The sequence below is a fragment of the Bacillus nitratireducens genome (assembly GCF_036320425.1).
Classification (GTDB): Bacteria; Bacillota; Bacilli; order Bacillales; family Bacillaceae_G; genus Bacillus_A; species Bacillus_A nitratireducens.
Window position 1 is genome coordinate 124,219 of record NZ_JAUMJO010000002.1, and the last position, 26,536, is coordinate 150,754.

Below are 26,536 nucleotides of genomic sequence, written 5' to 3' on the forward strand. Positions count from 1 at the left end.
AGCTCCTTATCTGTCAGCATAATGCTGCGAGAATTAGCACCGTGTCTACAATTGTAGATCGGTTGCCGGGTTTCGTCGGGCTCGTCCCTCCACCTGCTCTTGATAAGAAGTATTTAGAAATGTTTAAATTTTTAAGATAACTGAATTTTGTCAGATATTTTTCATGTTGTCAATTACTTTTTGAAAAAATTTAATTTATCAATTCGATTAATGGCTTCTCGTAATCTATCTTCTGTATGCAAGAGACCAACGCGGACATACCCTTCGCCATGCTCACCAAATCCAACACCAGGAGCAACTGCAACGTGTGCTTTTTCTAGTAAAATATCAGAAAATTGCTCAGATGTATATCCTTCTGGTACAGGAAGCCATGCAAAGAATGATCCGGTTGGAATGTCTACATTCCAACCAATTGAGTGACAAGCTGAAATAAGAGCGTTTCTTCGAGATTCGTAACTATTTACAAGGTCTACTACGCAAGACTGTGAACTTAATAGTGCTTCGCGGGCAGCATCTTGAATTGCACCAAAAATACTAACATACATATGATCTTGCAATAGGTTAATTGTCTCAATCACACTTTCATTCCCCACAGCAAAAGCGATGCGCCATCCGGCCATATTGAAAGTCTTCGATAGAGTGTAAATTTCAATACCTGTATCTTTGGCACCGTCTGCTTGCAAGAAACTAATGGGCTTTTGACCATCGAATCCAATAGCACCGTATGCAAAATCATGAACGACTAATATATTATGTTCATTAGCAAAATGAATGGTTTCATCAAAAAAGTCTTTTGATGCAGTAGCACCGGTAGGGTTATTTGGATAGTTTAAAAACATTAACTTTGCACGCTCGGCAATAGAGTTATCAATTTTTGTATAATCCGGTAAAAAATTATTCTCTGCAATAAGCGGCATTGTTTCAAATTGTGCTTTTGCTAAAGCAACTCCTGATAAATAATCTGGATAGCCTGGATCTGGAACGAGAATAGTATCACCAGGGTTTGTAAAACAAATTGGTAATTCTACTAATCCAGCTTTTCCGCCAAACAAAATAGCAACTTCAGTTTTTGGATTTACTACTACATCATATTCACGTTGATAGAATGTTGCCACGGCTTCTTTTAAGCTTTCGTGTCCGCGAAATGGCGGATATTTATGATGAATGGTCTTTTCAGCAGCATCTTGTAAAGCTTTAACGATATGCTGCGGTGTTGGTTGATCTGGATTACCTTGACCTAGATTAATAACATCGTGACCAGCTACAACGACTTTGTTAACCTTTGCAACAAGTGAAGCGAAAAATTGTGTTGGCAATGATGTTACTATCTCAGAAGGTTGAAATAATTTCATACTTTCCACCTCTTTTGAAAGTTGTTACAATTCTAGTGACAAATGATATAATCTTTCCAGTATTTTGTAAAGAGAAAAATGAGAATGGGGCTGAAAAAATGAAAGTCGCATGTATTCAAATGGATATTGTCTTTGGAGATGTAGAAAAAAATATTGAGAACGCCAAAAATAAAATAAGTGAAGCGATGAAGGAAAGACCAGATGTTATTGTCTTACCAGAACTATGGACGACAGGATATGATTTAACGAGACTTTCTGAAATTGCAGATAGAGAGGGAGTAGAAACGAAAGAAAAGTTGAAAGAATGGTCGAAACAATATGGTGTACATATTGTTGGTGGTTCCATAGCGAAGCAAACAGAACAAGGTGTTACCAATACAATGTATGTTGTAAACAAGGAAGGAGAACTAGTCAATGAATATAGTAAAGTGCACTTATTTCAGCTTATGGATGAACATAAATATTTAATCGCTGGAAATAGTACAGGTGAATTTAAGTTAGATGATGTAGAGTGCGCCGGCACAATTTGTTATGATATTCGTTTTCCAGAGTGGATGCGCGTTCATACTGCTAAAGGTGCAAAAGTTTTATTTGTTGTAGCAGAATGGCCATTAGTTCGTTTAGCGCATTGGCGTTTGTTATTGCAAGCAAGAGCAGTTGAAAATCAGTGTTATGTTGTTGCATGTAATAGGGCAGGAAAGGATCCGAATAATGAGTTTGCAGGTCATTCTTTAATTGTGGATCCTTGGGGTGAAGTTGTAGTAGAGGCAAATGAAGAGGAATCAATTTTATTTGGAGAACTTAAATTCGAGAAGATTAAAGAGGTACGTAAAGGAATTCCAGTTTTTGCAGATCGCCGTCCAGAATTATACAAATAAAATATTGACAAGTGATTTTTATTCTTGGTATAGTCTTCAACATAAAGTTAAAAATTCTAAAAAATTATATAACTCTTATCAAGAGCAGGTGGAGGGATTTGGCCCGATGAAGCCCAGCAACCGACCGTAATACCATTGTGAAATGGGGCGTTTATTTACGCCAAAAGGCACGGTGCTAATTCCAGCAGAAAGTTTACTTTCTGGCAGATAAGAGGGGAGAAGATAAACTTCAAACCTCTTTCTTTGTGGAAAGAGGTTTTTCTACGTCAGAAAAACCTCTGAATTTAAAAAAGGGGGAGAAGACGATGGGATATTATTCATTAACTGAAACAACAGCTATACAATATGCGAAAGAACACGGTTATTTTGAAAAGAAAGCAAATGTAGTTTGTCATGAAATTGGAGATGGAAATTTAAATTACGTGTTCAAATTAGATGATGGAGAGAAGTCTATTATAATAAAACAAGCACTGCCATATGCGAAAGTAGTTGGTGAGAGTTGGCCATTGTCTATAAAAAGAGCGACGATTGAAAGTAAAGCATTACAAATTTTCGCAAAGTATGTACCGGAATACGTGCCGGTAGTATACAGTCATGATGAGGAGTTGGCAGTGACAGTAATAGAAGATTTATCAAGACTAACGATTACAAGAAAAGGATTAATAGACGGAGAAGAGTATCCTCTTTTATCCCAGCACATTGGTCGCTTTCTAGCACATGTTTTATTTTATACTTCAGATTTCGGTTTACAGTCAGAAGAGAAGAGGGTACTAGAGGGCACATTTGTAAACCCAGACCTTAGTAAAATTACAGAAGATTTAGTGTTTACAGATCCGTTTAGTCATTATGATACAAATGATTATGAACCAGAGTTACAACTAGCGGTTGATGAACTGTGGAGTGATAAAACTTTAAAATTAAAAGTAGCACAGTATAAGTATAAGTTTTTGACGAGAAAAGAGGCTCTCATACACGGAGATTTACATACTGGTAGTATATTTTCATCACCTTCTGAAACGAAAGTAATTGATCCAGAGTTTGCAACGTACGGTCCATTTGGATTTGACATCGGTCAATTTGTTGCAAATTTATTATTAAATGCTTTATCAAGAGAAGAAGAGCAGAGAAATGTACTATTTTTCCATATAGAGAAAACATGGAGTTATTTTGTAGAAGCTTTTACGAGGTTATGGATTGGAGAAGGTGTAGAAGCATATACGAAAGAGAAACAATGGTTACCAATTATTTTGCAAAATATCTTTACTGATGCTGTCGGATTTGCTGGATGTGAACTTATTCGTAGAACAATTGGCTTAGCTCATGTAGCTGATTTAGATGAAATAGCAAATAAAGAAAAAAGAATTCAAGCTAAGAAGCAAGCGTTATCCTTAGGAAAAGAACTAATAAAATATGAATCTAAGAGTGCTGATATTCAATTGTTCCGAACGTTATTTCAACAGACAGTTTCTGGAGGCGTAAAAGCATGAGTACAATTGTTACTATTCCGAGGTCTGTCAGTTGGAAAGGTGATGCCCTTGCAGTATTAAACCAAACAAAACTACCGCATATTACTGAGTTTAAAACATTAACGACTATTGAAGAGGTATGGAAAAGCATTATTATGTTAGAAGTACGCGGGGCACCTGCAATTGGAATTGTAGCTGCGTTTGGTTTGGCGCTTGCGGCAAAGAAATACGATGCTATAAATATCGATGAGTTTCAAAAGAAGTTTAATAGAGATTGTAACTATTTAGGAACATCACGCCCGACAGCAGTCAATTTATTTTGGGCAATCGATCGTATGAGAGAATCTATTCGAGAGATTACTACAATAAAAGAAGCTCAAAAAATATTAGAAGAAGAAGCGCTTCATATTCAGCAAGAGGATGAAATGGTGTGCCGAAATATTGGAGAACATGGTTTAACGTGTTTTAAAGACGGTGATAAAATTTTAACAATTTGTAATGCAGGAAGTATCGCAACTGCTAGATATGGTACTGCATTAGCACCGTTTTATATTGGGAAAGAAAAGGGTGTACATTTACATGCGTATGCGTGTGAAACAAGACCAGTTTTACAGGGGGGACGTTTAACGACTTGGGAGTTGAAACAAGCGGAAATTGATGTAACGCTTATTACAGATAATACGGCAGCGCATGCTATTCAAACGAAAGAAATAAACGCGATTATTGTAGGAGCGGACCGAATTGTCGCAAATGGAGATACAGCAAATAAAATTGGAACAATGAATTTAGCTATATTAGCAAAGTATTTCGATATTCCATTTTACGTTGCAGCTCCGCTATCGACATTTGATACTACGAAACAAACAGGCGCTGAAATTGTTATTGAAGAAAGAGACGAAACAGAAGTTACGAAAATTTTCGGGAAACAAGTGGCACCAGTTGGAACTACTGTTTATAATCCAGCATTTGATGTAACACCAAACGAATTAATTACAGGTATTATTACCGAGCAAGGTATTATACGAGGAGATTATAAACAGGGAATTGCATTATTATTTGAAAAACAAGCTAATCACAAATAGCTTGTTTTTTTATGCCTAAGAATCTCTTTTCCTCTTATTTATGTAATGAAGGGAGGAGAGAAAGATGGAAGAGTGGATCAGGATGATAGGTAATGTGGGGTTTCCAATTGTTGTAACGCTATATTTACTACATCGCATTGAAAGTAAATTAGACGGAGTGATTGTTGCAATTGAGAAACTCCCTAAACAATTACTAAAGTAGTAAGATCCTCGCGATAGAAAGAAAATAAAGTTTGCTCGCGAAGAGCAAACTTTATTTTCTATCCCGCATTAACGGGCAGTAAAACTCCCACCTCAAAATTTGCTTGGAGCAAAGAAGTTAGGTCGGAGATTAACTGCCCGTAAAAGCCCGATTGGTGAAGGCTAATAATCAGTGGGGATGAACAAAACCCCCACTGATTAAAGTTTCACTTTATTGAGCAGTATATCCACCATCGATAACAACAGCTTGACCAGTTATGCCTTTTGCTTTTTCACTTGCTAGAAACATAGCATAATCCGCAATTTCTTGTACTTGTAACAAGCGCTTTTGTGGTACGAGAGGATAAATAACATCTTCTAAAACATTTTCAAGTGGTACATTTCGCGTAGTTGCTAAGTCTTGTAGTTGGTTTCGTACAAGAGGGGTATCAACATATCCAGGACAAAGAGCATTTACAGTAATTCCATGAGTTGCTCCCTCTAAAGCAGCCACTTTCGTTAATCCAATTACGCCATGTTTCGCACTATTATAAGCAGCTTTTCCAGCAAATCCGACAAGGCCATTAATGGAAGCGACATTAATAATCCGACCATACTTTTGTTTTTTCATAATCGGAAAGGCATGCTTAATTGCGATGAAAGGAGCGATTTGCATAATTTTGATTAGCAGCTCGAACTTTTCAGTTGGAAAATCTTCAATCGGTGAAACGTGTTGCATTCCTGCATTGTTAATTAATATATCTAATGAACCGAAATGATTAACTGTTTGAGAAATTGCTGCTGTAATTTCTACTTCAGATGTAACGTCACATTTTAAACCGATAGCTTGAAATCCTTCCTTTTGTAATTGTTCAGCAGCTTCTTTCGCACGCTCTTCAAGACGATCAGTAATAACAACTTTTGCGCCTTCTTTTGCAAAAGCATTCCCCATCTCATATCCAATACCACTCGCAGCACCTGTTAAAAAGACAACTCGATTTGTAACCATGATGAAAAACACTCCTTCATAATAAAAGTTCTCTTATTGCTCTATTTAGAGAGGCGATAATGAAATTCCTGCAAACATTTGGAAAAAAATCTTTAGCTATCTTGTAAAACAAGATAGTGGGAGGATTTGAGTTATGTCGACAAGTCAAATGCTAAAAGGGATTTTAGAAGGTTGCTTACTTGCTATTATTTCTGAAGGTGAAATATACGGTTATGAAATGAGTGAAAAGCTAGCGAAGTATGGTTTCACAATGGCGAGTGAGGGAAGTATTTATCCGTTATTAATACGAATGCAAAAGGAAGGATTAATAACAAGTGTAATGAAGGAATCTCCATCTGGTCCAAAGCGAAAATATTATACATTAACAGAAAAAGGCGAGGAAGCACTGGATGAATTTATGGATCGTTGGGAAGCGATGCAAAGTAGTGTAGAACGTCTACTTGAAGGGAAGGGAAGAAGAAAATAATGTTATCAAGTGAAGCGCGAAATTTTTTATTAGATATGAGGTTGTTTTTGACAGCAAAGGGTGTGAAAGAAAGCGACGTTGAAAGCTTTATAGAAGATGCAGAACTTCATTTAATAGAAGGTGAGAGTGATGGGAAAAGTGTAGAAGATATTTTCGGAAGCTCACCGAAAGAATATGCCAATGAACTTGTAAAAGTAATGGAAAGAGATAGACAGGAAACGTGGAAGCAAATCGGTTTTACGGTAATGAATATCGTAGCATTTTGGGTTATTGCTTCTATTTTAATAGTGAATAATGGAGTTTTACAGATTTCACTTATTCAGTGCATTGGCTATAGTTTTACATTGATTTTAGCTGTAATGGGTCCTAATTTTTTACTTCGTAAAATGACCTTTGTAACAAGCTTTACAAAAACATGGTTTTTAATGTGGTTTTTAGTCATGATAGCGCCAATGTTTTTATTAGGAGCGGTTACGATATTAGATGTGTTATATCCTACAAAGATGGTTACATTCACTCAAGTGCAAAGTTATATATTAGGTGGTGGGATTTTTATTATTACAGTAGCGATAAATATGTATTTTAAAGGATGGTTTAAAAACTTATATTTAATCATTCCGCTTTCTATTATGTTAGTGTTTAAAACATTTACATCAGAAGATCTCGTGCCAATGTTATTTCAAATTATATGTTTATACGGAAGTTTGTTTATTTTAATTTTCCTTGAAATTATGATGAAGACGAATAGAAAAGAAACGTTTAAATAAGGGAGGGGTTATAATGAAGGTTTCTAAAGAAGGTGAAAAGTTTTTAATTGATACGAAAGTGTATTTAATAACAAAAGGAATTAAAGAAGCGGATGTGGATGCTTTTCTAGAAGATGCAGAACTTCATTTAATAGAAGGAGAGCAAGAGGGAAAGACAGTAAATGATATATTTGGTGATTCACCAAAAGAGTATGCGGAAGAGTTAGCGAAAGAGATGGAGAAGGATAAAGGCGGGAGTATAAAAAGCATTTTAGGGATGATTATTGGTATTGGTGGATATTGGTTACTGACAAATATTTTATTTGGAAGTCCGAATCATGAATTTACATTAACAAATGTACAGCTGATTGGGTATCCAATTGTTTTAATGATTACTATTGTGGGGACTATTTTTGCTTTTAAGATGTCATCATTTAAGAGCAAAATAAAAGAATTTAGCATTATTTATGTAGCAGCTTTGCTACCGATTTTATTACTAGTACTATTAATGTTTATGAATGAATGGTACGGGACACCTGTCTTGCAATTAACTACAATGCAAAGTTATATACTAGCTGGAATTGTCTTATTAGTGCTATTAATTGGAGAAGCGTACATACTTGGATGGATTGGAATATTAGCTGTTATCGTACCGCTATTAATTATGTTTGTATTTAAAGAGTTAGGGAAGCAAAATTCATATTGGGGAATGCTAGAGCCTTTACTTCTGTACGGAAGTTTATATGTATTAATGCGATGGTCTTTAAAAAATGAGGAGAAAAAAACTGTAAGCTAGATTTATATTAATAGTGAACGAACTGAATTTTTTATTAAGGGGGGAACAAATATGCAAAGTATATTTCTAGGTATATTGTCTATTATATTTTTAGGTTTAACGATTTTGGGGCTATATACTACCTTTTCGAAAAAGGTACACGATGACTATTTCGATACTTTATTAGATGATACATCGGGTTATATTTTGTTCTTCGGTTTAATAGGAAAAGGGCTGCTTTGGATATGCAAAAATTTATTTCCAAAGAAATATTATATAAGGATTTTTAGAGGAATTACGCTTATGTTTAGTTGCCTATTTTTATTTCTAGCAGCCGGAATCTGGTTTATTGATTTGAATAGATTGTTTTAAACAGTAACAAGGCGTTACTGTTTTTTTCTTTGTAATAAAGAACTTTGTAAAGAGAGTTCCTTTTGTTCGTTCGTTAATAAGGAATGAATATGGACGTTTTCTGGGCGGGGAACTATAGGGTACATAAGATTTGATGGAGAAGGATGGTGCTCCGATCCAGTTGGGGAATGAGGATCTGCATGAGTAAGTTTTCCGTGAATCCGTCTTGTAAATAAAATATGACCAATTTCGTGAGCGAGGGTGTATATATTTTTCATTGGAGCAGCTGAGTTTGTTAAAACGATGTAACCAGTAAGTTGCTGTTGTTTTGCTAAAGAATAAGCGCAGGCAATTACTGCTGTTTCTTTGAAATAATCACTGCCAATATAACAAATATAAAGATCACATTCTGGAGCTTCATTTACACACGTTTGGAAAAAGGATGCTAATTTTTCCTGACTCTGAATGGAACTTTTATAACTAATCTCACGGTCAGAAAAACGGAAAAGCTCATTTAACACAATTACTTCTTGAATTTGAAATGTAATGGGATGCCAAATTGATTCTGCAACTGCTAAATCTTTTGCGATGCGGTCGTCAGAAATATTAGCTCCTGGCGTAATGCAAATACATATATTAACGTATGGATCCATAAGGAACACCTCAAATGAAAAAATTCTTCCAATAATATATGTGAGGAAAAGATGCTATGTATGGATAAACGCCTTGTTTATTACATGAAAATATAGACTACAATTCGAAAAAATTTCATAGTTCTATAACGTAGTGTGGTCATCTTTTTGATATAGTAAAGGAAAGGGGGAGAATATATGTATACATTAAAAATCGTTTCAGACAGAGAAGCACTTTATCAATTTGCGAGTTACGTAAGAGTTGTGCAAGGGGTTGAAGATGTATATGTAGAGGTGGGAGAACCTTTATATGAACATCCATTAATGAAATTTTATGTACATATTACAATTGAAGAAACATATGATCAACATAAAGCGTTACAAGAAATAGCTAGATTAGTAGAATTAGGGCGTTTTACATACGTCCATTATAGCAATGAGGAAATTGAAGAAGCTTTTGAAGCTGTAAAATACGAAAGCTTTAAGAAATAAAGTGAAACTTTAATCAGTGGGGTGGTTTTTCATCCCCCACTGATTATCAGCCCTCACCAATCGGGCTTTTATGGGCAGCCAGATCCCCACCTAACTTCTTTACTTTCGCTGAATTTTGAGGTAGGGGTCTTACCGCCCGCAAATAGCGGGATAACGGTAAAAAAAGGAAGCGAAAGCTTCCTTTTTTGTTGAAAATTACATCAACAAAAGGAAGAGAATTTTGTTATGATAAGGAAGGGTGAGGAAAGGAGAGTTTACATATTGGGGTATATTGAAGAGTTACGCGAAGTAGTTGGTACGAGACCACTTATTTTAGTAGGGTCAGCAATTATTATATTAAATGATAATCAAGAAGTATTGCTTCAATATCGTTCAGATACATATGATTGGGGTGTGCCTGGCGGGGCAATGGAATTGGGAGAAACGACAGAAGAAACTGCTCGTAGAGAATTATTCGAGGAGACGGGGCTAAGTGCAAAAATAATGCAATTTCTTGGTGTTCTTTCAGGAAAAGAAGTTTATTTTCGTTATCCAAATGGAGATGAAGTTTTTAATGTAATTCATCTGTATCAGGCACATCATGTGAGTGGAGAATTAAAGCTCGATCATGAAGGGTTACAACTTCAATATTTTCCGGTAGATAAGTTACCGAAATTGAATGAAACGACAGAGAAGATATTGCAAAAATTCTTATACGCATTAACAGAATAGAAGGTTAATTCCTTCTATTTTTATTATATTAAATATTTTGATTTTTTAGTATGTTTATAGTATGATAGTTGTAGATATACATCTTATGGAATTTCACCTAAAAACTGACTAGGATACATAAGAGAGGGGCAAGTACAAAATGCATAATGTTGTTATTACAGCTGCAGTTCGTTCACCAATTGGAACTTTTGGGGGAGCGCTAAAAAATGTAACGCCAGTAGAATTAGCTGTTCCTGTACTTCAGGAAGCTGTAAAACGAGGCGGGGTAGAACCACATGAAGTTGATGAAGTAATTTTAGGTCATTGTATTCAAAGAACTGATGAAGCAAATACGGCGAGAACAGCTGCATTAGCGGCAGGATTTCCTGACACAGTTACGGGGTATACAATCCAACGCCAATGTTCTTCAGGTATGCAAGCAATTATGTCAGCTGCAATGCAAATTCAATTAGGTGTGAGTGATGTTGTTATTGCAGGTGGAGTAGAAGCAATGAGTTCAAGCCCTTATGCATTAAAACAGCACCGCTGGGGACAACGTCTACAGCACGGAGAAATTCGTGATACGGTGTGGGAAGTGTTAGAAGATCCAATCCATCATATTATGATGGGGGAAACAGCGGAAAACTTAGTTGACCAATATGAAATTACAAGAGAGGAACAAGATGAAGTTGCACTTCGTAGTCATTCATTGGCGCTAAATGCAATCGAGTCTGGATATTTTGACGATCAAATTGTTCCTATTACGATAAAAGAACGCAGAAAAGAAATTGTATTTTCGAAGGATGAACATCCACGTGCAGATATTACAGCGGAAAAATTAGCTGGATTAAAACCAGCTTTCCGTAAAGATGGATCAGTAACTGCAGGGAATGCATCTGGTCTTAATGACGGAAGTGCAGTTCTAGTATTAATGAGTGAAGAAAAAGCGAAAGAAAAAGGCTTACAGCCGTTAGCTCGAATTGTTGGATATTCAGTAGCTGGAGTAGATCCTAAAATTATGGGAATTGGACCAGCACCAGCAATTCGTAAAGGATTAGAAAAAGTAGATTGGTCATTAGAAGATGCTGATTTACTTGAAATTAATGAAGCTTTCGCTGCACAATACCTAGCTGTAGAGAAAGAGTTAGGATTAGACCGTGAGAAAGTGAATGTAAACGGTAGTGGTGTAGGACTTGGACATCCAATCGGTTGTACAGGAGCTCGTATCACAGTAAGTTTAATTCATGAATTGAAGAGACGCGGATTAGAAAAAGGAATTGCCTCTCTATGCGTCGGCGGCGGTATTGGGGTCGCATTATTTATAGAAGCACTATAAAAAAGAAGCAGCAATCGCTGCTTCTTTTTTTTAAGAATCAAATAAATGATGAAATAATCGATCACGATTTTCAAAGAAAAGTTTCGTCGTTTGGTAATGCTCGGTTTCTTCTAATGTAGATTCGTGAATCCCTTCTTGTGTTAAAGAGTATATAGTGGATTCAGGGTAAGCCATTAAAATAGGAGAGTGTGTCGCAATAACAAATTGTGAACCTTGTTCCGCTAGTTCGTGCATTCGAATGAGCATGGAAAGTTGTCTCATTGGTGATAGAGCGGCCTCAGGCTCATCTAAAATGTATAAACCTTGTCCTGAAAAACGATTCATAAATAATGAAAAGAATGATTCACCATGGGATTGTTTGTGTAGTGAGATACCACCATATGAGTCAATAACTGGATTTCCGCGTGCTTCTAGATCAGCATCCATTTCATCGATATAAGAAGCAACGTTATAAAATGATTCAGCGCGAAGAAAGAAACCGTCGTTTGGTGTATTGAAACTTTTGGAAATTCGAAGGTATTCATGTAAAGATGAATGTGAATCGTTTGTGCTAAAGCGGAAATTTTTCGTTCCACCTTCTGCATTAAATCCTAAAGCAATTGCAATTGCTTCGAGTAATGTTGATTTACCCGTTCCGTTTTCTCCAATAATGAATGTTACATTTGGGTGGAAAGCTAGTGATTGTAAAGTTCGGATAGCGGGCAGACAGTAAGGGTATGCGGAAAAACTAGGGATATTTTCTTTTTTTAATGTGACATTTTTTAAAAAGTGTACGTCAATCAATATATAAACCTCAATTCATAACGGATTTTAATTCTAACAAAGCAGCAAATACAAGTGTAAGACAACTTGCGAATAAAATTGTATATTGAAGTGCGCCAAAACCGAGACCTTCCCAGCCAAAAGACATTCTTTTCCATATAAAAATGAAAAGAACGCTCATAAAGCCAACGAGAGCAGGTATATATTTTATAATTTTGTCGTGCTTCCATAGAAAGAAGCTAATGTATGTACTTAGCAAAAGATAAACAGAACAAGAAAAAAGACAAGTGTTAATGACAGGCGAATACTTCCTTATTTTCTGACTATTTCATGTGGATTATAACACGTAAACTATCATATTCCAATGTGAAAATAAATATTGCATCAAGATCAATTCACTCGTTATGATAGATGGTATTCTATTGAAAATATGAAAAGGAGTCAAAACATGCCGTTTACATTTGCGCATCCAGCAGCAGTTCTTCCTTTTGTGAAAAAGCGTTCTCAATATATTTCAGTAACGGCTCTTATATTAGGGAGTATGGCGCCTGATTTTGAATATTTTTTACACTTTAGACCGTATGGTGTCATTGGCCATACATGGCTTGGGTTCTTATATTTAAATTTACCGCTTGTATTTCTACTCGCATACATATATCATCACATTTTAAAAAAGCCGTTTATAACACATTTACCTAAACCATTTGCTGGTTACTATACATATGCGGTAGATGAGAGGTGGGGGCTTCATACATGGAAGAATTTCTTTGTATTTTGCTATTCTGCTTTATTTGGTATGCTCACGCATGTCGTTTGGGATGCCTTTACTCATAATACAGGCTATTTCGTTATGGAAATACCATTTTTACAAAAAGAATTATATAATATCCCAGTGTATAAATATATGCAACACGGGAGTACATGTGTCGGTTTATTATTACTATTATATGTACTATGGAAGTATAAAGATGAAACAGGGAAAGATATTATTATAGCTTCAGAAAAAAGGAAGTATTGGGTTTCGGCAATAATTGTGACAGCTCTTATATTTATCGTTCATGCGTTCATAGATCCCTATTTTCATATTTTCCAAATAGGGGGTATAATAGTATCTGGACTGACAAGTTCGTTTTGTGGACTTCTCATTGTTTCTATAGTTTACAAAGCAAGGGACTAATTTACCCGCTATTTCTGGGCAAGTAAGACTCCCACCTCAAAATTCGGTTGGAGCGAAGAAGTTAGGTGGGAGATCAACTGCCCGTAAAAGCCCGATTGGTGAAGGCTGATAATCAGTGGGGATGGACAAAACCCCCACTGATTAAAGTTTCACTTTATATTAATGAATGATAGTGTTAGGAGAAATTAAATGATGAAAGCATGGAAAAGTATTTTTGTTTTATGTAGTTTTCTTCTTATGTTAAGTGGTTGCTTCCATCAAGAAGAAAAGAAGGCAGAACCTAAAAAGAAAGAATCTATTCCAGAAACAAAAGAGTATGGTGGGCATGAGCTTAAAAAAGTAGGGCAAAAAGTGAAAGAAAAAGGATGGGGGACATTTGAATTAGAACAGATTCATTCTGTGAATCAAACATTTGAAGTAGCCCCAATGAAAATTCATGTACAAGACGTTAAAGTTATCTCATTATCACAAATGAGCAAAGATGCAAAAAATACATTGAAAGTGTATACGGCATTAACTCCTGAAGAAGTAAAGCGTAGATTGGGAGATAAAGTGAGTCAAGAAGATGCTGAATTATATGCATCGTTAAGTGGAACAGAGATTAGCGAAACGATTCGGTATGTCGAAATTACATATAAGGTAGAAAATAGTGGAAATAAGAACATGCAATTCTTCTCTATGAATGATGTTATTATTAATGATAAACAACACTTTAATGTAGGGACTCAAAACTTTTTATATGAAGAAGACACACTGGTGGGGACAAAGAGTGTATCAAGGGAAGATTATAAGCCTGGTGAGACACGAGCCGGAATTATCGGTTTAATACTTGATGATGGAAAAGAGAAGGTAAAGGATATTAAGTTTACAACAGATGATTTAGCGGCAGGAGATACTCATGAAGCTGTTCAAGAGCCACAAACTTTCAATATCTCACTTTCCAAGTAAGGTGTGTATGTAAACGAAAACAGTCAGCATAAAAATTTATGCTGACTGTTTTTTTAGCTCTTTCACATATGAATCTACACTTTGAAAAGGTACTGTAATTTTAAATGCATCTTTTTGTTCGTTAAATTGTTTTTCATTATAAGGACCGAATCGTTTATTATGCTTTACATCGATAATCCAATAATGTTCATTTTTTTTATTTGTAATTGCTGCATCGGGATTATTTGGATCTGATTTTTCCACAATTTGTTTTGTGATAATGTATTTATCGTCCCAAGCAATTTCTGTGATTTTTGCTGGGATGTATTGTGTAGCATATACAGCATCTTGCGAGGGGAAAAGTTCAAATGCATCTCCAGAAGTATGTATGAGTTCATATTCGTCGTTAATGGTATAGGTTAAATGGTTTGTATTGCCTGTACAACCTGTTAATAAGAGTGCGGCAAATAGGATTATCCATCTTTTCAATATGGGAACCTCCTTTATAGTGCTGTTGTAACACATTGTACAAGAAAAGTAAGAGAAACGCTAGTTTACAATGTTTTTTAGAAGTGGTACGATGAAACGGGTAAAGAAGGATATGAAGGAGTCGACATAGAATGAAGTTAAAGATGCATCGTCCAGCGCTTGTAATGAATCGCATAGGTGCTTCCCTTATTGACATGTTTTTAATCTCGGTTATGTACGGTGCGATAGTAGCTGTTATCACTGGAAACTATAGTGCTATTTTCAATCGTTTTAATATAAGTTTTGGTGACTATAGATATGACCTTACGGTAGCTTTCATGCTAATGGCTATATATTTTATTTTGTTACCATTTATTTGGAACGGTTCTACAGTAGGTAAAAAGGTAACAAGAACAAAAGTAATTTCATTAACAAGTGAAAAACTAACGTTACAAACATTAATAATACGATTTTTTGTATTGTTATTACCAAACATATTGTTACTTGGAATTCCATTAATATGTAACGTATATATGATGTTATTCCGCAAAGATAATTGTGGTTTCCATGATTTAATTGCAAAGACGAAAGTGATGAGTCTGGTATAAAAAACATTTAGATTATACGTTATAATAGTGAAATAAGACTTTTTATTGTTTGCATATAAAAAGTCTTATTTTTTTAGAAATTTGATAAATGTAATTGATATAATGAAATTTATATGGGCTGGATATCTCCTATATAGTACTCGCCATGTTACTGAAGGATGTTTAAAGAAGCGATAGCTAATTCAAACATCCTATTTTCCTTTTAAATAGATTGAAAATTAAGTTAATGGTATAATGAATATAAATAATATTGTTATATTACAAAGGGGGATTTGGAATGACCGGAGGTAGCTTAATATTTTGGGGGATTCTTATTTTTATCGGTTTAACCTTTGATCAATATAATAGTAAGAAAAAAGAAACAAAAAAGTAATCGTTTACAATTTGTAAGGTTAACTTTTCCTGCTTGCGGACTAATCTAATAAAGGAGTATACTGAATGACGGTAAGACATATAGAAGGGGTAATGAAAATGAAGCTTGCAGGAAAGGTTGCCATTGTAACTGGTGGTGGCATCGGTATTGGACGTAGTACAGCTCTTTTGTTGGCTAAGCAAGGCGCAAAAGTAATTGTGACGGACATTGATCAAGAAAGTGGACAAGCAACAGTGGAAGAAATTACGAATCTAGGCGGAGAGGCACTTTTTGTATCCTATGATATGGGAAAACAAGGAGATTGGCAACGCGTTATCAGTATTACTTTGAATGCATTCAGTCGCATTGATATGCTTTTTCAAAATGCTGGTTTATATAAAATAGATTCTATTTTTTCTCGCCAACAAGAGAACGATTCCAATGTACTTTGTATTAATGACGTTTGGATAGAGATAAAACAATTAACGTCATCTTTTATGAAACAGCAAGAAGAAGTGGTGCTTAGTGACTTACCGATTTTCGGTATTATTAGCACGAAAGGACAATCATTTCATACAGTAGACGCCCTAGTATAATAATGAAAACCGCCCTCAATGTATGTGGACGGTTTTTTTGTATGTTTTATAATAGAACTTTATTTTTTAACGAATACGTTGTTCTGTTTGACTGTCAAAGAAATGCGCTTTATTTAAATCAAATGCAAGTTTAATTTGATCTCCAGGTGAAAAAGTATGTCTTGCATCAACACGTGCCGCAAAATCTTGATTTCCAAGTTTCATATATAAAATAGATTCAGCCCCTAACAACTCTGCAACTTCAATTTTTGTTGTGAAAGTAGTAGATTGTGAAGCTTCTAAAAATAATAGTTCATCATGAATATCTTCTGGACGAATACCTAAAACAATTTCTTTATTTACATAGCCTTGTTCGCGTAATAACTTCATTTTCCCTTCAGATACTTTAAACTTTAGTGAACTGTCTATTACGAAATCGGTTTCAGTTAATTTTCCGCGGAAGAAATTCATTGCGGGTGAACCGATAAAACCACCAACGAAAATATTTTCAGGTGTTTCATATACTTCTTTTGGAGTTCCGATTTGTTGGATTTTTCCATCTTTCATAACAACAAGACGTGAAGCCATTGTCATTGCTTCGGTTTGATCATGCGTTACATAAATTGTCGTTGTGCCAAGGCGGTGGTGTAATTTAGAAATTTCGGATCTCATTGCAACACGTAGTTTTGCATCTAAGTTTGACAATGGTTCATCCATTAAGAAAACTTTTGCGTCTCGAACAATTGCTCTTCCTAATGCAACACGTTGTCGTTGTCCACCTGATAACGCTTTTGGTTTTCTAGTTAAGTATTGTTCAAGCCCTAAAATTTTCGCTGCGTCGTTCACGCGACGATCGATTTCATCTTTCGGTATTTTTCGAAGTTTTAATCCGAATGCCATATTATCATACACACTCATATGCGGATAAAGAGCATAGTTTTGGAAGACCATTGCGATATCTCGATCTTTTGGAGGAACATCGTTCATTAGCTTACCATCAATTGAAAATTCTCCTTTTGAAATATCTTCAAGGCCAGCTACCATTCGTAATGTGGTAGATTTTCCACATCCAGAAGGACCGACGAATACGATAAATTCTTTATCTTGAATGTGTAAGTTAAAATCTGTTACGGCTGTTACGTTATTATCATATATTTTATAAATATTTTCTAATTTAAGTTCTGCCATGATATTTCCCCCTAGAAATTTATGCAAACGTTTTCTTTGAGTTCATTATAAACGAATAGGTTCAAAAAAGAAATAAAAACACTAGAAAAAAATAAAACGTTTTCATTTCCGCAAGAAAATGTAGTAAGTTTCGCTAGTTTTCTTAGAAAAAGAAGAATAAATATTGTAAGCGCTATTTTAAATTAAGATAGAATCTGTTATCATTCATTAATGAAAACGTTTGCGCCTTAAAAAAGAAAAAATTATAGTATAGATGAAATGGGGTAGCATAATGGAAAAACAATGGTGGAAAGAAAGTGTAGTATATCAAATTTATCCTCGTAGTTTTATGGATAGTAACGGTGATGGCATAGGGGATCTTCGTGGCATTCTTTCAAAGCTAGATTACTTAAAAGAATTGGGTATTGATGTAATTTGGTTATCACCAGTCTATGAATCTCCAAATGATGATAATGGTTATGATATAAGTGATTATTGTAAAATTATGAATGAGTTCGGAACAATGGAAGACTGGGATGAACTATTACATGAAATGCATAAACGTAATATGAAACTTATGATGGACTTAGTTGTTAATCATACTTCAGATGAACATAATTGGTTTATTGAATCACGTAAATCGAAAGATAATAAATATAGAGACTATTATATGTGGCGTCCTGGAAATGAAGGGAAAGAGCCGAATAACTGGGGAGCAGCGTTTAGTGGCTCTGCATGGCAATATGATGAAATGACAGACGAATATTATCTACATCTGTTTTCTAAAAAACAACCAGATTTAAACTGGGATAATGCAAAGGTAAGACAAGATGTTTATGGCATGATGAAGTTTTGGTTAGAAAAAGGAATTGATGGATTCCGTATGGATGTTATTAATTTTATTTCTAAAGAAGAAGGCTTACCAGCTGTTGAAACGGATGAAGAAGGATATGTTTCAGGGCATAAACATTTTATGAACGGTCCGAACATTCACAAATATTTGCATGAAATGAATGAAGAAGTATTGTCTCATTATGACATTATGACGGTTGGGGAAATGCCAGGTGTAACGACTGAAGAGGCTAAATTATATACAGGTGATGCTAGAAAAGAACTACAAATGGTATTCCAATTTGAACATATGGATTTAGATTCAGGAGAAGGCGGGAAATGGGATGTAAAACCATGTTCACTTCTTACTTTAAAAGAGAATTTAACAAAGTGGCAAAAAGCATTAGAGCATACAGGATGGAATAGCCTTTATTGGAATAACCATGATCAGCCTCGCGTTGTATCTCGTTTTGGTGATGATGGAATATACCGTACTGAATCTGCGAAAATGTTAGCGACGGTGCTTCATATGATGAAAGGAACACCGTATATTTATCAAGGAGAAGAAATCGGAATGACGAACGTTCGATTCCAATCAATTGATGAATATCGAGATATTGAAACGTTAAATATGTATAAAGAAAAAGTGGTAGACCGTGGCGAAGAGAAAGAAAAAGTAATGGAATCTATTTATATAAAAGGCCGAGATAACGCTAGAACGCCAATGCAGTGGGACGATAAGAATCACGCTGGATTTACAACAGGTGAGCCATGGATTGCGGTAAACCCTAATTACAAAGAGATTAATGTGGAGCATGCAATCCAAGATGAAAACTCAATTTTTTATTACTATAAAAAATTAATTGAGTTACGTAAAAATAATGAGATTATTGTGTATGGATCATACGATTTAATACTAGAAAATAATCCTTCTATTTTTGCTTATGTAAGAACATATGGAGAAGAAAAGCTTCTGGTGATTGCAAACTTCACTGCGGATGAATGTGTATTCGAATTACCTGAGGACATTATTTATAACGAATTAGAGTTATTAATACACAATTATGACGTAGAAAATGTATCGATAGAAAATATTATATTACGACCATATGAAGCAATGGTATTTAAATTGAAATAAGAAAAATCCTTATGCCACCCTGGCATAAGGATTTTTCTATTACCATTTTAAAATAGAGAATCCGTACGGTGGAAGTGTAACTTGTAATACACTTGCTTCCGCTGAAAATTCTTCGTTTGTATAAATGTTAATGATTTTCTTTCCAGTAACATGGAGAGGGAGTGAAGCAGTAACTTCACTATCAGTCGGATTTAAAACGAAAAAGATAGTTTCATCTTTAAATGTTTTCGTATAAGAAATATAATTATGTTCATCATTTGCTTCGATGAATTGGAAAGTACCATGTCCTCCAAATGCTTTATATTGCTTTCGTAATGAAATTAATGTTTGTACATGTGTAAATAATAGATGATCTTGTTCTTTCGTATCCCAAATCATACATTTGCGACAAGCTGGATCCATACCGCCGTCTATACCAATTTCATCTCCGTAATAAATACAAGGAGAGCCGATGAAAGAAAGATGAAATACATAGAGTAACTTTAACTTATTTGTATCCCCATTACATGTTGCTAAAATTCTAGGTGTGTCATGACTGTCTAATAAATGAAATGCCGCTTCATTTACATTCATAGAGTAGGAATGTAAAGAATCCGTAATTTGTTTCATGAATTCATTCGCATGAATGGACTCGTTAGCAAAGTAAGAAAGTAGGGCGTTTGTCACAGGATAGCTCATTACAGCATCAAATTGATCCCCTTGTAGCCACGGGAGTGCATCATGCCAGATTTCTCCTAGAATATATACTTCAGGATTTAATGCTTTTATTTCACTACGGAATGCTCTCCAAAAGCTGTGATCGACTTCATTTGCGACATCAAGGCGCCAACCGTCTATATGGAACTCTCTTACCCAATAACGACCTACTTCAAGTAAATATTCTTTTACATCTGGATGAGCAGTATTTAATTTAGGCATATATGGTGTAAATGCGAAAGTATCATAATTAGGAAGCGGCTCAGTTATAATTGGAAATTCATGAATATGGAACCAATCCTTATAGGCGGAATTCTCACCATGGTTCAGCACGTCTTGAAATTTATCGAAGAAGTATCCGCTATGATTAAAAACAGCGTCGAGCATTATTTTTATACCACGTTTATGACATGCTTCAACGAGTTCTTTAAAAGTTTCTTTCGTCCCAAATTGTGGATCGATTTCCATGTAATCAATTGTGTCGTATTTATGATTCGAGTGAGCTTTAAAAATAGGAGTGAAATAAATCCCAGAGATTCCAAGCTTCACAAGGTAATCAAGATTTTGAAGAATGCCAGCGAAATCACCCCCGAAAAAATTAGTAGCAGTTGGCTCTGCACTTCCCCAAGGAAGGGTGTTTGCCGGATTTAATGCGCTATCCCCGTTAGCGAATCGTTCCGGGAAGATTTGATACCATACTGTGTCTTTAATCCAAGATGGTGCCCTGAAAACGTCTTTTGCATGAATGAATGGAAAGCAGAAAAAGTTACCGACATCGTCATTTGGAATGTTAGAAAAAAATCCTCTTTCTGTATAAATAAGAGTGTCTACGTCGTTTTTTAATTCGAATCCATATCGTAAGCGTTTAAATTTTGGTTCGATTGAAACCGACCAATAATCAAATAACTCAGTAGATCCGGTTTTTTTCATCGGTGTACTCGCTGTAATCCATTTCCCATCTTGCCATTCGTATGGATCACCGTAGATGAGGGCGGCGCTGTGAACATCATCTCTTTTTGTGTGTATTCGGATGTGAATTGTTTTTTCGTCGTAAGCGTATGCATAATTATCTTTTGGCCTATGATAGATTGCTTCTTTAAGCATATAGAAAATCCCCCTTTAATATCTCTATACATATTGTTACCTAAAACGAAATAATAAAGATTATGTTGCAAACGATTTCCTTTCACATAACTTTAATATTGCTTATAAGAGTAGTATTCATTTTATGTAAAGTCAATGGATAAAGAGTATGAGGAGATTATTTTGAAAATTAATATTTGCAAAATGAATAAAAGAATGTATAATGATAGACAAATAGCGCAAACGTTTTCATAGATTGAGATATTGTTTGCGCTTCTATTAAACTATTCAATGCAAACGTTTTCAATTTCTGAGGTACATAGAGAATTTAGGGAGGTTTTTTGGGATGAAGAAAGCATTATCACTATTAACAATTTCAGCATTGTCCATCGGTATGTTATCTGCATGTGGACCGAAAGATTCAGGGAAAAAGGAAGCAAGTAAAGAGAAGAAAGATTATGATCTTCTCGTTTGGGAAGATGATAAAAAAGGTGTTGGTTTAGAACCAGCCGTGAAAAGCTTTGAAGAAAAATATAAAGTAAAAGTTAAAGTTGTTGAAATGCAAATGACGGATCAAGTGAAGAAGTTACGTCTTGATGGACCTGCGGGGACGGGGCCGGATGTTGTAACATTGCCACACGATCAAATTGGAAATGCAGTAACAGAAGGCTTACTTTCTGAAGTAAAAGCAGATGATGCTGTGAAGAGTAAATTTACTGACTTATCAATAGAAGCACAGACATATAACGGAAAATTATATGGTTTACCAAAAGCAATTGAAACACCAGTTTTTATTTACAATAAAAAATTAATGCAAAAAGCACCAGAAACGATGGATGAGCTGTTTAACTTCTCAAAAGACTTTACGAAGGATGGCAAGTACGGATTTTTAACATTAGGAGATAACTTCTACTTTGCTAACGCGTTTATGGCAGGTATGGGCGGATATGTATTTGGTGAGAAAGACGGAAAGCCAAATGCAGGCGATGTTGGATTAAATAATAGTGGAGCAGTACAAGGTGCTGAATATCTTCAAAAATGGTACAAAGAAAAGTTATTCCCAAAAGGTATTATTGGTGAATCTGGTGGCCCTGCTGCGGACGGATTATTCAATGAAGGAAAAGCAGCGTCTATTATGAACGGACCGTGGGCGTTCCAAGCGATGGAAAAGAACGGAATTGATTATGGTGTTGCTCCAATGCCGAAATTACCAAATGGTCAACCGATGAAAACATTTGTTGGGGTAAAAGGATGGCATGTAACAAGCTTCTCTAAACAAAATGATTTAGCTACAAAATTCACTGAGTGGGTAACTAATGAAGAAAATGCGAAAATTCGATTTGAGAAAACAAAAGAAATTCCTCCAGTAAAATCAGTAATGGAAGATCCAATTATTAAAGATAATGAAGCTGCAAAAGCAGTTGCAACTCAATCAGAAAATGGAGTTCCAATGCCGAATATTCCGGAAATGCAAGAAGTGTGGAAACCAGCTGGAGACGCTCTTCAGTTAGTTGTTACAGATAAAGAAGCACCAAAAGCAGCACTTGATAATGCAGTGAAGCAAATTAAAGGGAATATAGAGGCAAACCACAGCAATAAAAAATAAGGTGAAATTCGTGCCTCGAATATAAGAGGCACGAATTCTCTCCCTTCCAAGTAGGAAGAAAAAAGGGGGAAGGAACATGCAAACATCTATGGAGCCAGCGAAAGATTTAAACGGTTCAAAACATAGGAAAATGGCAACCATGTTATCAATCATTCCAGGCGTGGGCCAAATGTATAATAAACAATTTGTAAAAGGTCTTATTTTTCTAGTATTAACAGGTTCATTTATTGTAGCCTTTGCTGATTTATTAAATATGGGATTATGGGGAATTGTAACGCTTGGTACAGAAGTTCCACGTGACCATTCTGTCTTTCTATTAGTAGAAGGAATTTTGGCACTCATCGTCATCGGGTTTGGACTCGGAATATATGGATTTAATTTATATGATGCATATCAAAACGGGAAAAAACGTGATATAGGAACACCGTTAAACTCTGTAAAAGAACAATACCGTAATTTACTAGATCAAGGGTTTCCATATTTAATGGTTTCACCAGGTTTTCTATTACTTATCTTTGTAGTTGTATTTCCAATCATCTTCGTAATTTTAATTGGATTTACGAACTATGATTTATATCATTCTCCTCCAGCTAAATTAGTAGATTGGGTAGGGTTTAAAAACTTTATTGATATCTTTACATTACCGATGTGGAGAGAGACGTTTTTAAGTGTATTTTCTTGGACTGTTATTTGGACATTCGTTGCAACGACATTACAGGTTGCGCTTGGTATTTTCTTAGCGATTATCGTAAATCAGCCTGGTATTAAAGGGAAGGCAATTATTCGAACAATCTTCATTTTACCGTGGGCGGTCCCAGCATTCGTATCTATTCTTGTTTTCTCTGGTATGTTTAATGAAACATTTGGAGCGATTAACAATCAAGTATTAGCTTTATTCGGAATTGAAAAGATTGCTTGGATGACAGATCCATTTTGGGCGAAGATTGCTTTAATTATGATTCAAACGTGGCTTGGATTCCCGTTCGTCTTTGCAATGACTACAGGTATATTGCAATCGATTCCAGGAGAATTATATGAAGCTGCTACAGTAGATGGAGCTACAGCTTGGCAACAGTTTCGTAAAATTACATTGCCACTTGTCTTATATGCAACAGCACCAATATTAATTACGCAATATACGTTTAACTTTAATAACTTTAGTATTATCTATCTATTTAACGGCGGAGGTCCTGCTGTAGCTGGACAAGACGCAGGTGGAACAGATATTTTAATTTCATGGATCTATAAGTTAACGATGACTTCGGCGCAGTACGGGAAAGCAGCAGCTCTTACAATGATCTTATCGTTAATCGTTATTACAGTTGCGTTATGGCAATTTAAGAGAACAAAATCATTCCAAGAAGAGGATATGATGTAAATGAATATTAAAAGACAAAAGATGTTACGTCTCTCATTAAGTTATCTCGTTATTTTCGTAATGTGTGCCATCATTTTCTATCCATTATTATGGATTATTGGCTCATCGTTTAATCCGGGTGATAGTTTATCTGGATCAAGTATTATTCCGCAAAATGCAACGTTAGATCATTATCGTAAGTTATTAGATTTAGAGAATAGTAATTATTTACTATGGTATAAAAACACATTAAAAGTAAGTGTTTTAACGATGATTTTCTCAGTGTTAGCAATTAGTTTTACTGCGTATGCATTTTCGAGATACCGTTTTGTTGGAAGAAAAAATGGTTTATTAACATTTTTAATTCTGCAAATGATTCCAAACTTTGCAGCGTTAATCGCTCTATACGTATTAGCGCAGTTAACAGGATTAATTGATACGCACCTTGCATTAATTTTAATTTATGTAGGCGGGGCAATCCCAATGAATACATGGCTTATGAAAGGGTATTTTGATACGATTCCGAAAGAATTGGATGAGTCAGCTCGTATGGATGGAGCAGGACATTTCCGTATTTTTTGGCAAATCATTATGCCACTTGCAAAGCCGATTGTAGCAGTTGTAGCGTTATTCACTTTCATCGGTCCATTTACAGATTTCATTTTAGCGAGTATTATTTTGCGAACACCAGAAAATTATACGTTAGCAGTTGGGTTATATGAAATGGTAGCGAAGAAATTTGGTAATGAATTTACAACGTTTGCAGCCGGTTCAGTTTTAATTGCAATCCCAATTTCAATTTTATTCCTATCACTACAAAAATACTTTATTTCTGGTTTAACAGCTGGAGGTACGAAAGGATGAAAAATGGGACATTACGTCCCATTTTTCTTTTCATCTCCCTATAAAAAATTTTATAGGGAGATGAAAAGAGATTTGACATCGCATATGAAAAGAAGTGAAATAAATAGTATATTATAGTATAGGAAAAAAGAGCTATATCCCTTACAATACATGGAGAGGGAGAATATGATAAGTTTTGCAAGATAGAATAAATAAATGAAAGTTTATGACTTCTCCTATGACTTGCAACGGGTGCAAGATAAAGTGAAACTTTAATCAGTGGGGGTTTTGTTCATCCCCCACTGATTATTAGTTGAACCAATCGGGCTTTTACGGGCAGTTGATCCCCACCTAACTTCTTTGTTTTCGCTGAATTTTGAGGTGGGGGTCTTACTGCTCGTTAATGCGGGATAAAATATATGAAAATGGCAGAGAAGTGAAAGGAGGGGATTTTTATGACAGTTACAATTAAAGATGTGGCGAAGAAAGCGAACGTAGCACCATCAACTGTTTCTCGTGTAATTGCTGATAATCCAAGTATAAGTGAAAAGACAAAGCGCCGTGTTCGAAAAGTAATGAGTGAATTAGGGTATCATCCAAATTTAAATGCAAGAAACCTTGCGAACCAAACGACGAAGACACTTGGTCTTGTTATGCCGAGTTCTGCAAGTAAAGCTTTTCAAAATCCGTTTTTCCCAGAAGTTATAAGAGGAATTAGTTCATTTGCACATGTGGAAGGGTATGCGCTTTATATGTCGACTGGTGAAACGGAAGATGAAATTTTTAATGGAGTTGTAAAAATGGTACAAGGGCGTCAAATCGGTGGTATTATTCTTTTATATTCAAGAGAGAACGATCGGATTATTGAATACTTGCATGACCAAAACTTCCCGTTTGTTTTAATTGGAAAACCATATGATCGAAAAGATGAAATTACATATGTAGATAATGACAATTATACAGCTGCAAGAGAAGTGGCGGAATATTTAATTTCACTAGGCCATAAACAGATCGCGTTCATTGGTGGTGGATCAGATTTACTTGTAACGAGAGATCGTTTAGCCGGTATGAGTGATGCTTTAAAACTAGCAGACATTGTATTACCGAAAGAGTATATTTTACACTTTGATTTTTCAAGGGAAAGTGGTCAACAAGCCGTTGAGGAGTTAATGGGACTGAAGCAACCACCGACGGCAATTATGGCAACGGATGATTTAATTGGACTTGGTGTACTAAGCGCACTTTCTAAAAAAGGATTCGTTGTACCGAAGGATGTTTCTATTGTAAGCTTTAATAATGCTTTATTATCAGAAATTGCGAGTCCTCCGCTTTCGACAGTTGATGTGAATATATATCAGCTAGGATATGAAGCAGCAAAAGCTTTAGTTGATAAAGTAGAGAATGCTGAGTCAACTGCAAAGTGTATTATTATTCCACATAAATTACTGAAGCGTCAAACTTGTGATCATTATGCATAAAAAAAGCTAAGAG

Annotated in this window: 28 protein-coding genes, 1 pseudogene and 2 riboswitches; of the genes and pseudogenes, 21 read left to right on the forward strand and 8 right to left on the reverse strand. The window is 35.3% G+C overall.

Features of this window, described 5'->3' with window-relative positions:
- Positions 1-3: 3 nt before the first annotated feature.
- Positions 4-109, reverse strand: a riboswitch (SAM riboswitch).
- Positions 110-173: 64 nt separating this feature from the next.
- Positions 174-1,352 carry a pyridoxal phosphate-dependent aminotransferase gene (locus Q3V31_RS06985; protein WP_329763599.1) on the reverse strand — a complete coding sequence of 393 codons (1,179 nt, stop codon included), beginning with the start codon at positions 1,350-1,352 and terminating at the stop codon, positions 174-176.
- A 14-nt stretch (positions 1,353-1,366) separates the two neighbouring features.
- Here Q3V31_RS06985 and Q3V31_RS06990 point away from each other — a divergent pair, with 14 nt between their 5' ends.
- The 4 genes from Q3V31_RS06990 to Q3V31_RS07005 all read left to right on the forward strand — a co-directional run bounded on the left by Q3V31_RS06990 (position 1,367) and on the right by Q3V31_RS07005 (position 4,980).
- Complete coding sequence (locus Q3V31_RS06990) at positions 1,367-2,230, forward strand: carbon-nitrogen family hydrolase (RefSeq protein WP_002094426.1); 864 nt, start codon at positions 1,367-1,369, stop codon at positions 2,228-2,230.
- A 72-nt stretch (positions 2,231-2,302) separates the two neighbouring features.
- A riboswitch (SAM riboswitch) is annotated at positions 2,303-2,444 on the forward strand.
- Between the two features lie 91 nt (positions 2,445-2,535).
- Entirely contained in the window at positions 2,536-3,717 is a 1,182-nt protein-coding gene (gene mtnK, locus Q3V31_RS06995; protein WP_000542695.1) for an S-methyl-5-thioribose kinase, read from the forward strand.
- Positions 3,714-4,778, forward strand: a complete 1,065-nt coding sequence (gene mtnA / locus Q3V31_RS07000) for an S-methyl-5-thioribose-1-phosphate isomerase (RefSeq protein ID WP_329763601.1) — start codon at positions 3,714-3,716, stop codon at positions 4,776-4,778. The genes mtnK and mtnA overlap by 4 nt, the downstream gene beginning before the upstream one ends.
- Positions 4,779-4,842: 64 nt before the next feature.
- On the forward strand, positions 4,843-4,980 hold the full coding sequence (locus Q3V31_RS07005; protein ID WP_000393342.1) for a YvrJ family protein: 138 nt from the start codon (positions 4,843-4,845) through the stop codon (positions 4,978-4,980).
- A 210-nt stretch (positions 4,981-5,190) separates the two neighbouring features.
- Here the strand turns inward: Q3V31_RS07005 and Q3V31_RS07010 are convergent, their stop codons facing one another.
- On the reverse strand, positions 5,191-5,967 hold the full coding sequence (locus tag Q3V31_RS07010; protein ID WP_000258440.1) for a 3-hydroxybutyrate dehydrogenase: 777 nt from the start codon (positions 5,965-5,967) through the stop codon (positions 5,191-5,193).
- Positions 5,968-6,100: 133 nt separating this feature from the next.
- Between Q3V31_RS07010 and Q3V31_RS07015 the strand changes: the two genes are divergently transcribed.
- The 4 genes from Q3V31_RS07015 to Q3V31_RS07030 are packed head-to-tail and all read left to right on the forward strand — an operon-like array spanning position 6,101 to position 8,326.
- Positions 6,101-6,433, forward strand: a complete 333-nt coding sequence (locus tag Q3V31_RS07015) for a PadR family transcriptional regulator (RefSeq protein ID WP_000107977.1) — start codon at positions 6,101-6,103, stop codon at positions 6,431-6,433.
- Positions 6,433-7,200: a DUF1129 domain-containing protein gene (locus Q3V31_RS07020; protein ID WP_000952897.1), complete on the forward strand. Its 768-nt coding sequence runs from the start codon at positions 6,433-6,435 to the stop codon at positions 7,198-7,200. Before Q3V31_RS07015 ends, Q3V31_RS07020 begins: the two co-directional genes overlap by 1 nt.
- Positions 7,201-7,213: 13 nt before the next feature.
- A complete protein-coding gene (locus tag Q3V31_RS07025) occupies positions 7,214-7,975 on the forward strand; it encodes a DUF1129 domain-containing protein (protein WP_000868631.1) in 762 nt (253 codons plus the stop codon).
- A gap of 51 nt (positions 7,976-8,026) precedes the next feature.
- A complete protein-coding gene (locus Q3V31_RS07030) occupies positions 8,027-8,326 on the forward strand; it encodes a hypothetical protein (protein WP_001190631.1) in 300 nt (99 codons plus the stop codon).
- Positions 8,327-8,340: 14 nt separating this feature from the next.
- Here the strand turns inward: Q3V31_RS07030 and Q3V31_RS07035 are convergent, their stop codons facing one another.
- Positions 8,341-8,958, reverse strand: coding sequence for an ImmA/IrrE family metallo-endopeptidase (locus Q3V31_RS07035; RefSeq protein WP_000371627.1), 618 nt, complete (start codon positions 8,956-8,958; stop codon positions 8,341-8,343).
- A gap of 177 nt (positions 8,959-9,135) precedes the next feature.
- On the opposite strand from Q3V31_RS07035, the gene Q3V31_RS07040 reads away from it, so the two are divergent.
- The 3 genes from Q3V31_RS07040 to Q3V31_RS07050 all read left to right on the forward strand — a co-directional run bounded on the left by Q3V31_RS07040 (position 9,136) and on the right by Q3V31_RS07050 (position 11,455).
- Positions 9,136-9,429: a DUF3928 family protein gene (locus Q3V31_RS07040; RefSeq protein ID WP_000288333.1), complete on the forward strand. Its 294-nt coding sequence runs from the start codon at positions 9,136-9,138 to the stop codon at positions 9,427-9,429.
- 261 nt (positions 9,430-9,690) lie between these two features.
- Positions 9,691-10,140, forward strand: a complete 450-nt coding sequence (locus Q3V31_RS07045; RefSeq protein ID WP_000540508.1) for an NUDIX hydrolase — start codon at positions 9,691-9,693, stop codon at positions 10,138-10,140.
- Positions 10,141-10,279: 139 nt separating this feature from the next.
- Positions 10,280-11,455, forward strand: coding sequence for an acetyl-CoA C-acetyltransferase (locus tag Q3V31_RS07050; protein WP_000552067.1), 1,176 nt, complete (start codon positions 10,280-10,282; stop codon positions 11,453-11,455).
- A gap of 30 nt (positions 11,456-11,485) precedes the next feature.
- Here Q3V31_RS07050 and Q3V31_RS07055 read toward each other — a convergent pair whose 3' ends face one another.
- Both Q3V31_RS07055 and Q3V31_RS07060 read right to left on the reverse strand, forming a co-directional pair.
- Positions 11,486-12,238 carry an AAA family ATPase gene (locus Q3V31_RS07055; protein WP_329763620.1) on the reverse strand — a complete coding sequence of 251 codons (753 nt, stop codon included), beginning with the start codon at positions 12,236-12,238 and terminating at the stop codon, positions 11,486-11,488.
- Between the two features lie 10 nt (positions 12,239-12,248).
- Positions 12,249-12,517 (reverse strand): annotated as a pseudogene (locus Q3V31_RS07060) (hypothetical protein).
- Positions 12,518-12,665: 148 nt separating this feature from the next.
- Here Q3V31_RS07060 and Q3V31_RS07065 point away from each other — a divergent pair.
- Both Q3V31_RS07065 and Q3V31_RS07070 read left to right on the forward strand, forming a co-directional pair.
- Positions 12,666-13,394 (forward strand): DUF4184 family protein, encoded by a 729-nt coding sequence (locus Q3V31_RS07065; protein WP_001116893.1) that lies wholly within the window; start codon positions 12,666-12,668, stop codon positions 13,392-13,394.
- 189 nt (positions 13,395-13,583) lie between these two features.
- Entirely contained in the window at positions 13,584-14,342 is a 759-nt protein-coding gene (locus tag Q3V31_RS07070; protein WP_000973886.1) for a hypothetical protein, read from the forward strand.
- A gap of 36 nt (positions 14,343-14,378) precedes the next feature.
- On the opposite strand, the gene Q3V31_RS07075 is transcribed toward Q3V31_RS07070, so the two are convergent.
- The gene (locus tag Q3V31_RS07075) at positions 14,379-14,810 is read right to left on the reverse strand and encodes a DUF3997 domain-containing protein (RefSeq protein WP_000832854.1); all 432 of its coding nucleotides are present in this window, start codon (positions 14,808-14,810) and stop codon (positions 14,379-14,381) included.
- 131 nt (positions 14,811-14,941) lie between these two features.
- Here Q3V31_RS07075 and Q3V31_RS07080 point away from each other — a divergent pair, with 131 nt between their 5' ends.
- The 3 genes from Q3V31_RS07080 to Q3V31_RS07090 all read left to right on the forward strand — a co-directional run bounded on the left by Q3V31_RS07080 (position 14,942) and on the right by Q3V31_RS07090 (position 16,345).
- Complete coding sequence (locus tag Q3V31_RS07080; RefSeq protein ID WP_000769075.1) at positions 14,942-15,397, forward strand: RDD family protein; 456 nt, start codon at positions 14,942-14,944, stop codon at positions 15,395-15,397.
- Positions 15,398-15,674: 277 nt separating this feature from the next.
- Positions 15,675-15,770: a hypothetical protein gene (locus tag Q3V31_RS07085; RefSeq protein ID WP_000145641.1), complete on the forward strand. Its 96-nt coding sequence runs from the start codon at positions 15,675-15,677 to the stop codon at positions 15,768-15,770.
- Positions 15,771-15,835: 65 nt separating this feature from the next.
- Entirely contained in the window at positions 15,836-16,345 is a 510-nt protein-coding gene (locus tag Q3V31_RS07090) for an SDR family NAD(P)-dependent oxidoreductase (protein ID WP_000218315.1), read from the forward strand.
- 66 nt (positions 16,346-16,411) lie between these two features.
- Here the strand turns inward: Q3V31_RS07090 and Q3V31_RS07095 are convergent, their stop codons facing one another.
- On the reverse strand, positions 16,412-17,512 hold the full coding sequence (locus Q3V31_RS07095) for an ABC transporter ATP-binding protein (RefSeq protein WP_000818943.1): 1,101 nt from the start codon (positions 17,510-17,512) through the stop codon (positions 16,412-16,414).
- 271 nt (positions 17,513-17,783) lie between these two features.
- Between Q3V31_RS07095 and Q3V31_RS07100 the strand changes: the two genes are divergently transcribed.
- Positions 17,784-19,460 (forward strand): glycoside hydrolase family 13 protein, encoded by a 1,677-nt coding sequence (locus tag Q3V31_RS07100; protein WP_329763626.1) that lies wholly within the window; start codon positions 17,784-17,786, stop codon positions 19,458-19,460.
- Positions 19,461-19,499: 39 nt separating this feature from the next.
- Here the strand turns inward: Q3V31_RS07100 and Q3V31_RS07105 are convergent, their stop codons facing one another.
- The gene (locus Q3V31_RS07105) at positions 19,500-21,260 is read right to left on the reverse strand and encodes an alpha-glycosidase (protein ID WP_329763628.1); all 1,761 of its coding nucleotides are present in this window, start codon (positions 21,258-21,260) and stop codon (positions 19,500-19,502) included.
- Positions 21,261-21,585: 325 nt separating this feature from the next.
- On the opposite strand from Q3V31_RS07105, the gene Q3V31_RS07110 reads away from it, so the two are divergent.
- From Q3V31_RS07110 to malR, 4 genes are all read left to right on the forward strand, one after another.
- Complete coding sequence (locus Q3V31_RS07110; RefSeq protein WP_000709907.1) at positions 21,586-22,845, forward strand: extracellular solute-binding protein; 1,260 nt, start codon at positions 21,586-21,588, stop codon at positions 22,843-22,845.
- Between the two features lie 76 nt (positions 22,846-22,921).
- Positions 22,922-24,223 (forward strand): maltosaccharide ABC transporter permease MalC, encoded by a 1,302-nt coding sequence (gene malC / locus Q3V31_RS07115; protein WP_001194979.1) that lies wholly within the window; start codon positions 22,922-22,924, stop codon positions 24,221-24,223.
- Positions 24,224-25,066, forward strand: a complete 843-nt coding sequence (malD, locus tag Q3V31_RS07120) for a maltosaccharide ABC transporter permease MalD (protein WP_001022608.1) — start codon at positions 24,224-24,226, stop codon at positions 25,064-25,066.
- 434 nt (positions 25,067-25,500) lie between these two features.
- On the forward strand, positions 25,501-26,523 hold the full coding sequence (gene malR / locus Q3V31_RS07125; protein ID WP_000219030.1) for a maltose operon transcriptional repressor MalR: 1,023 nt from the start codon (positions 25,501-25,503) through the stop codon (positions 26,521-26,523).
- Positions 26,524-26,536 lie beyond the last annotated feature (13 nt).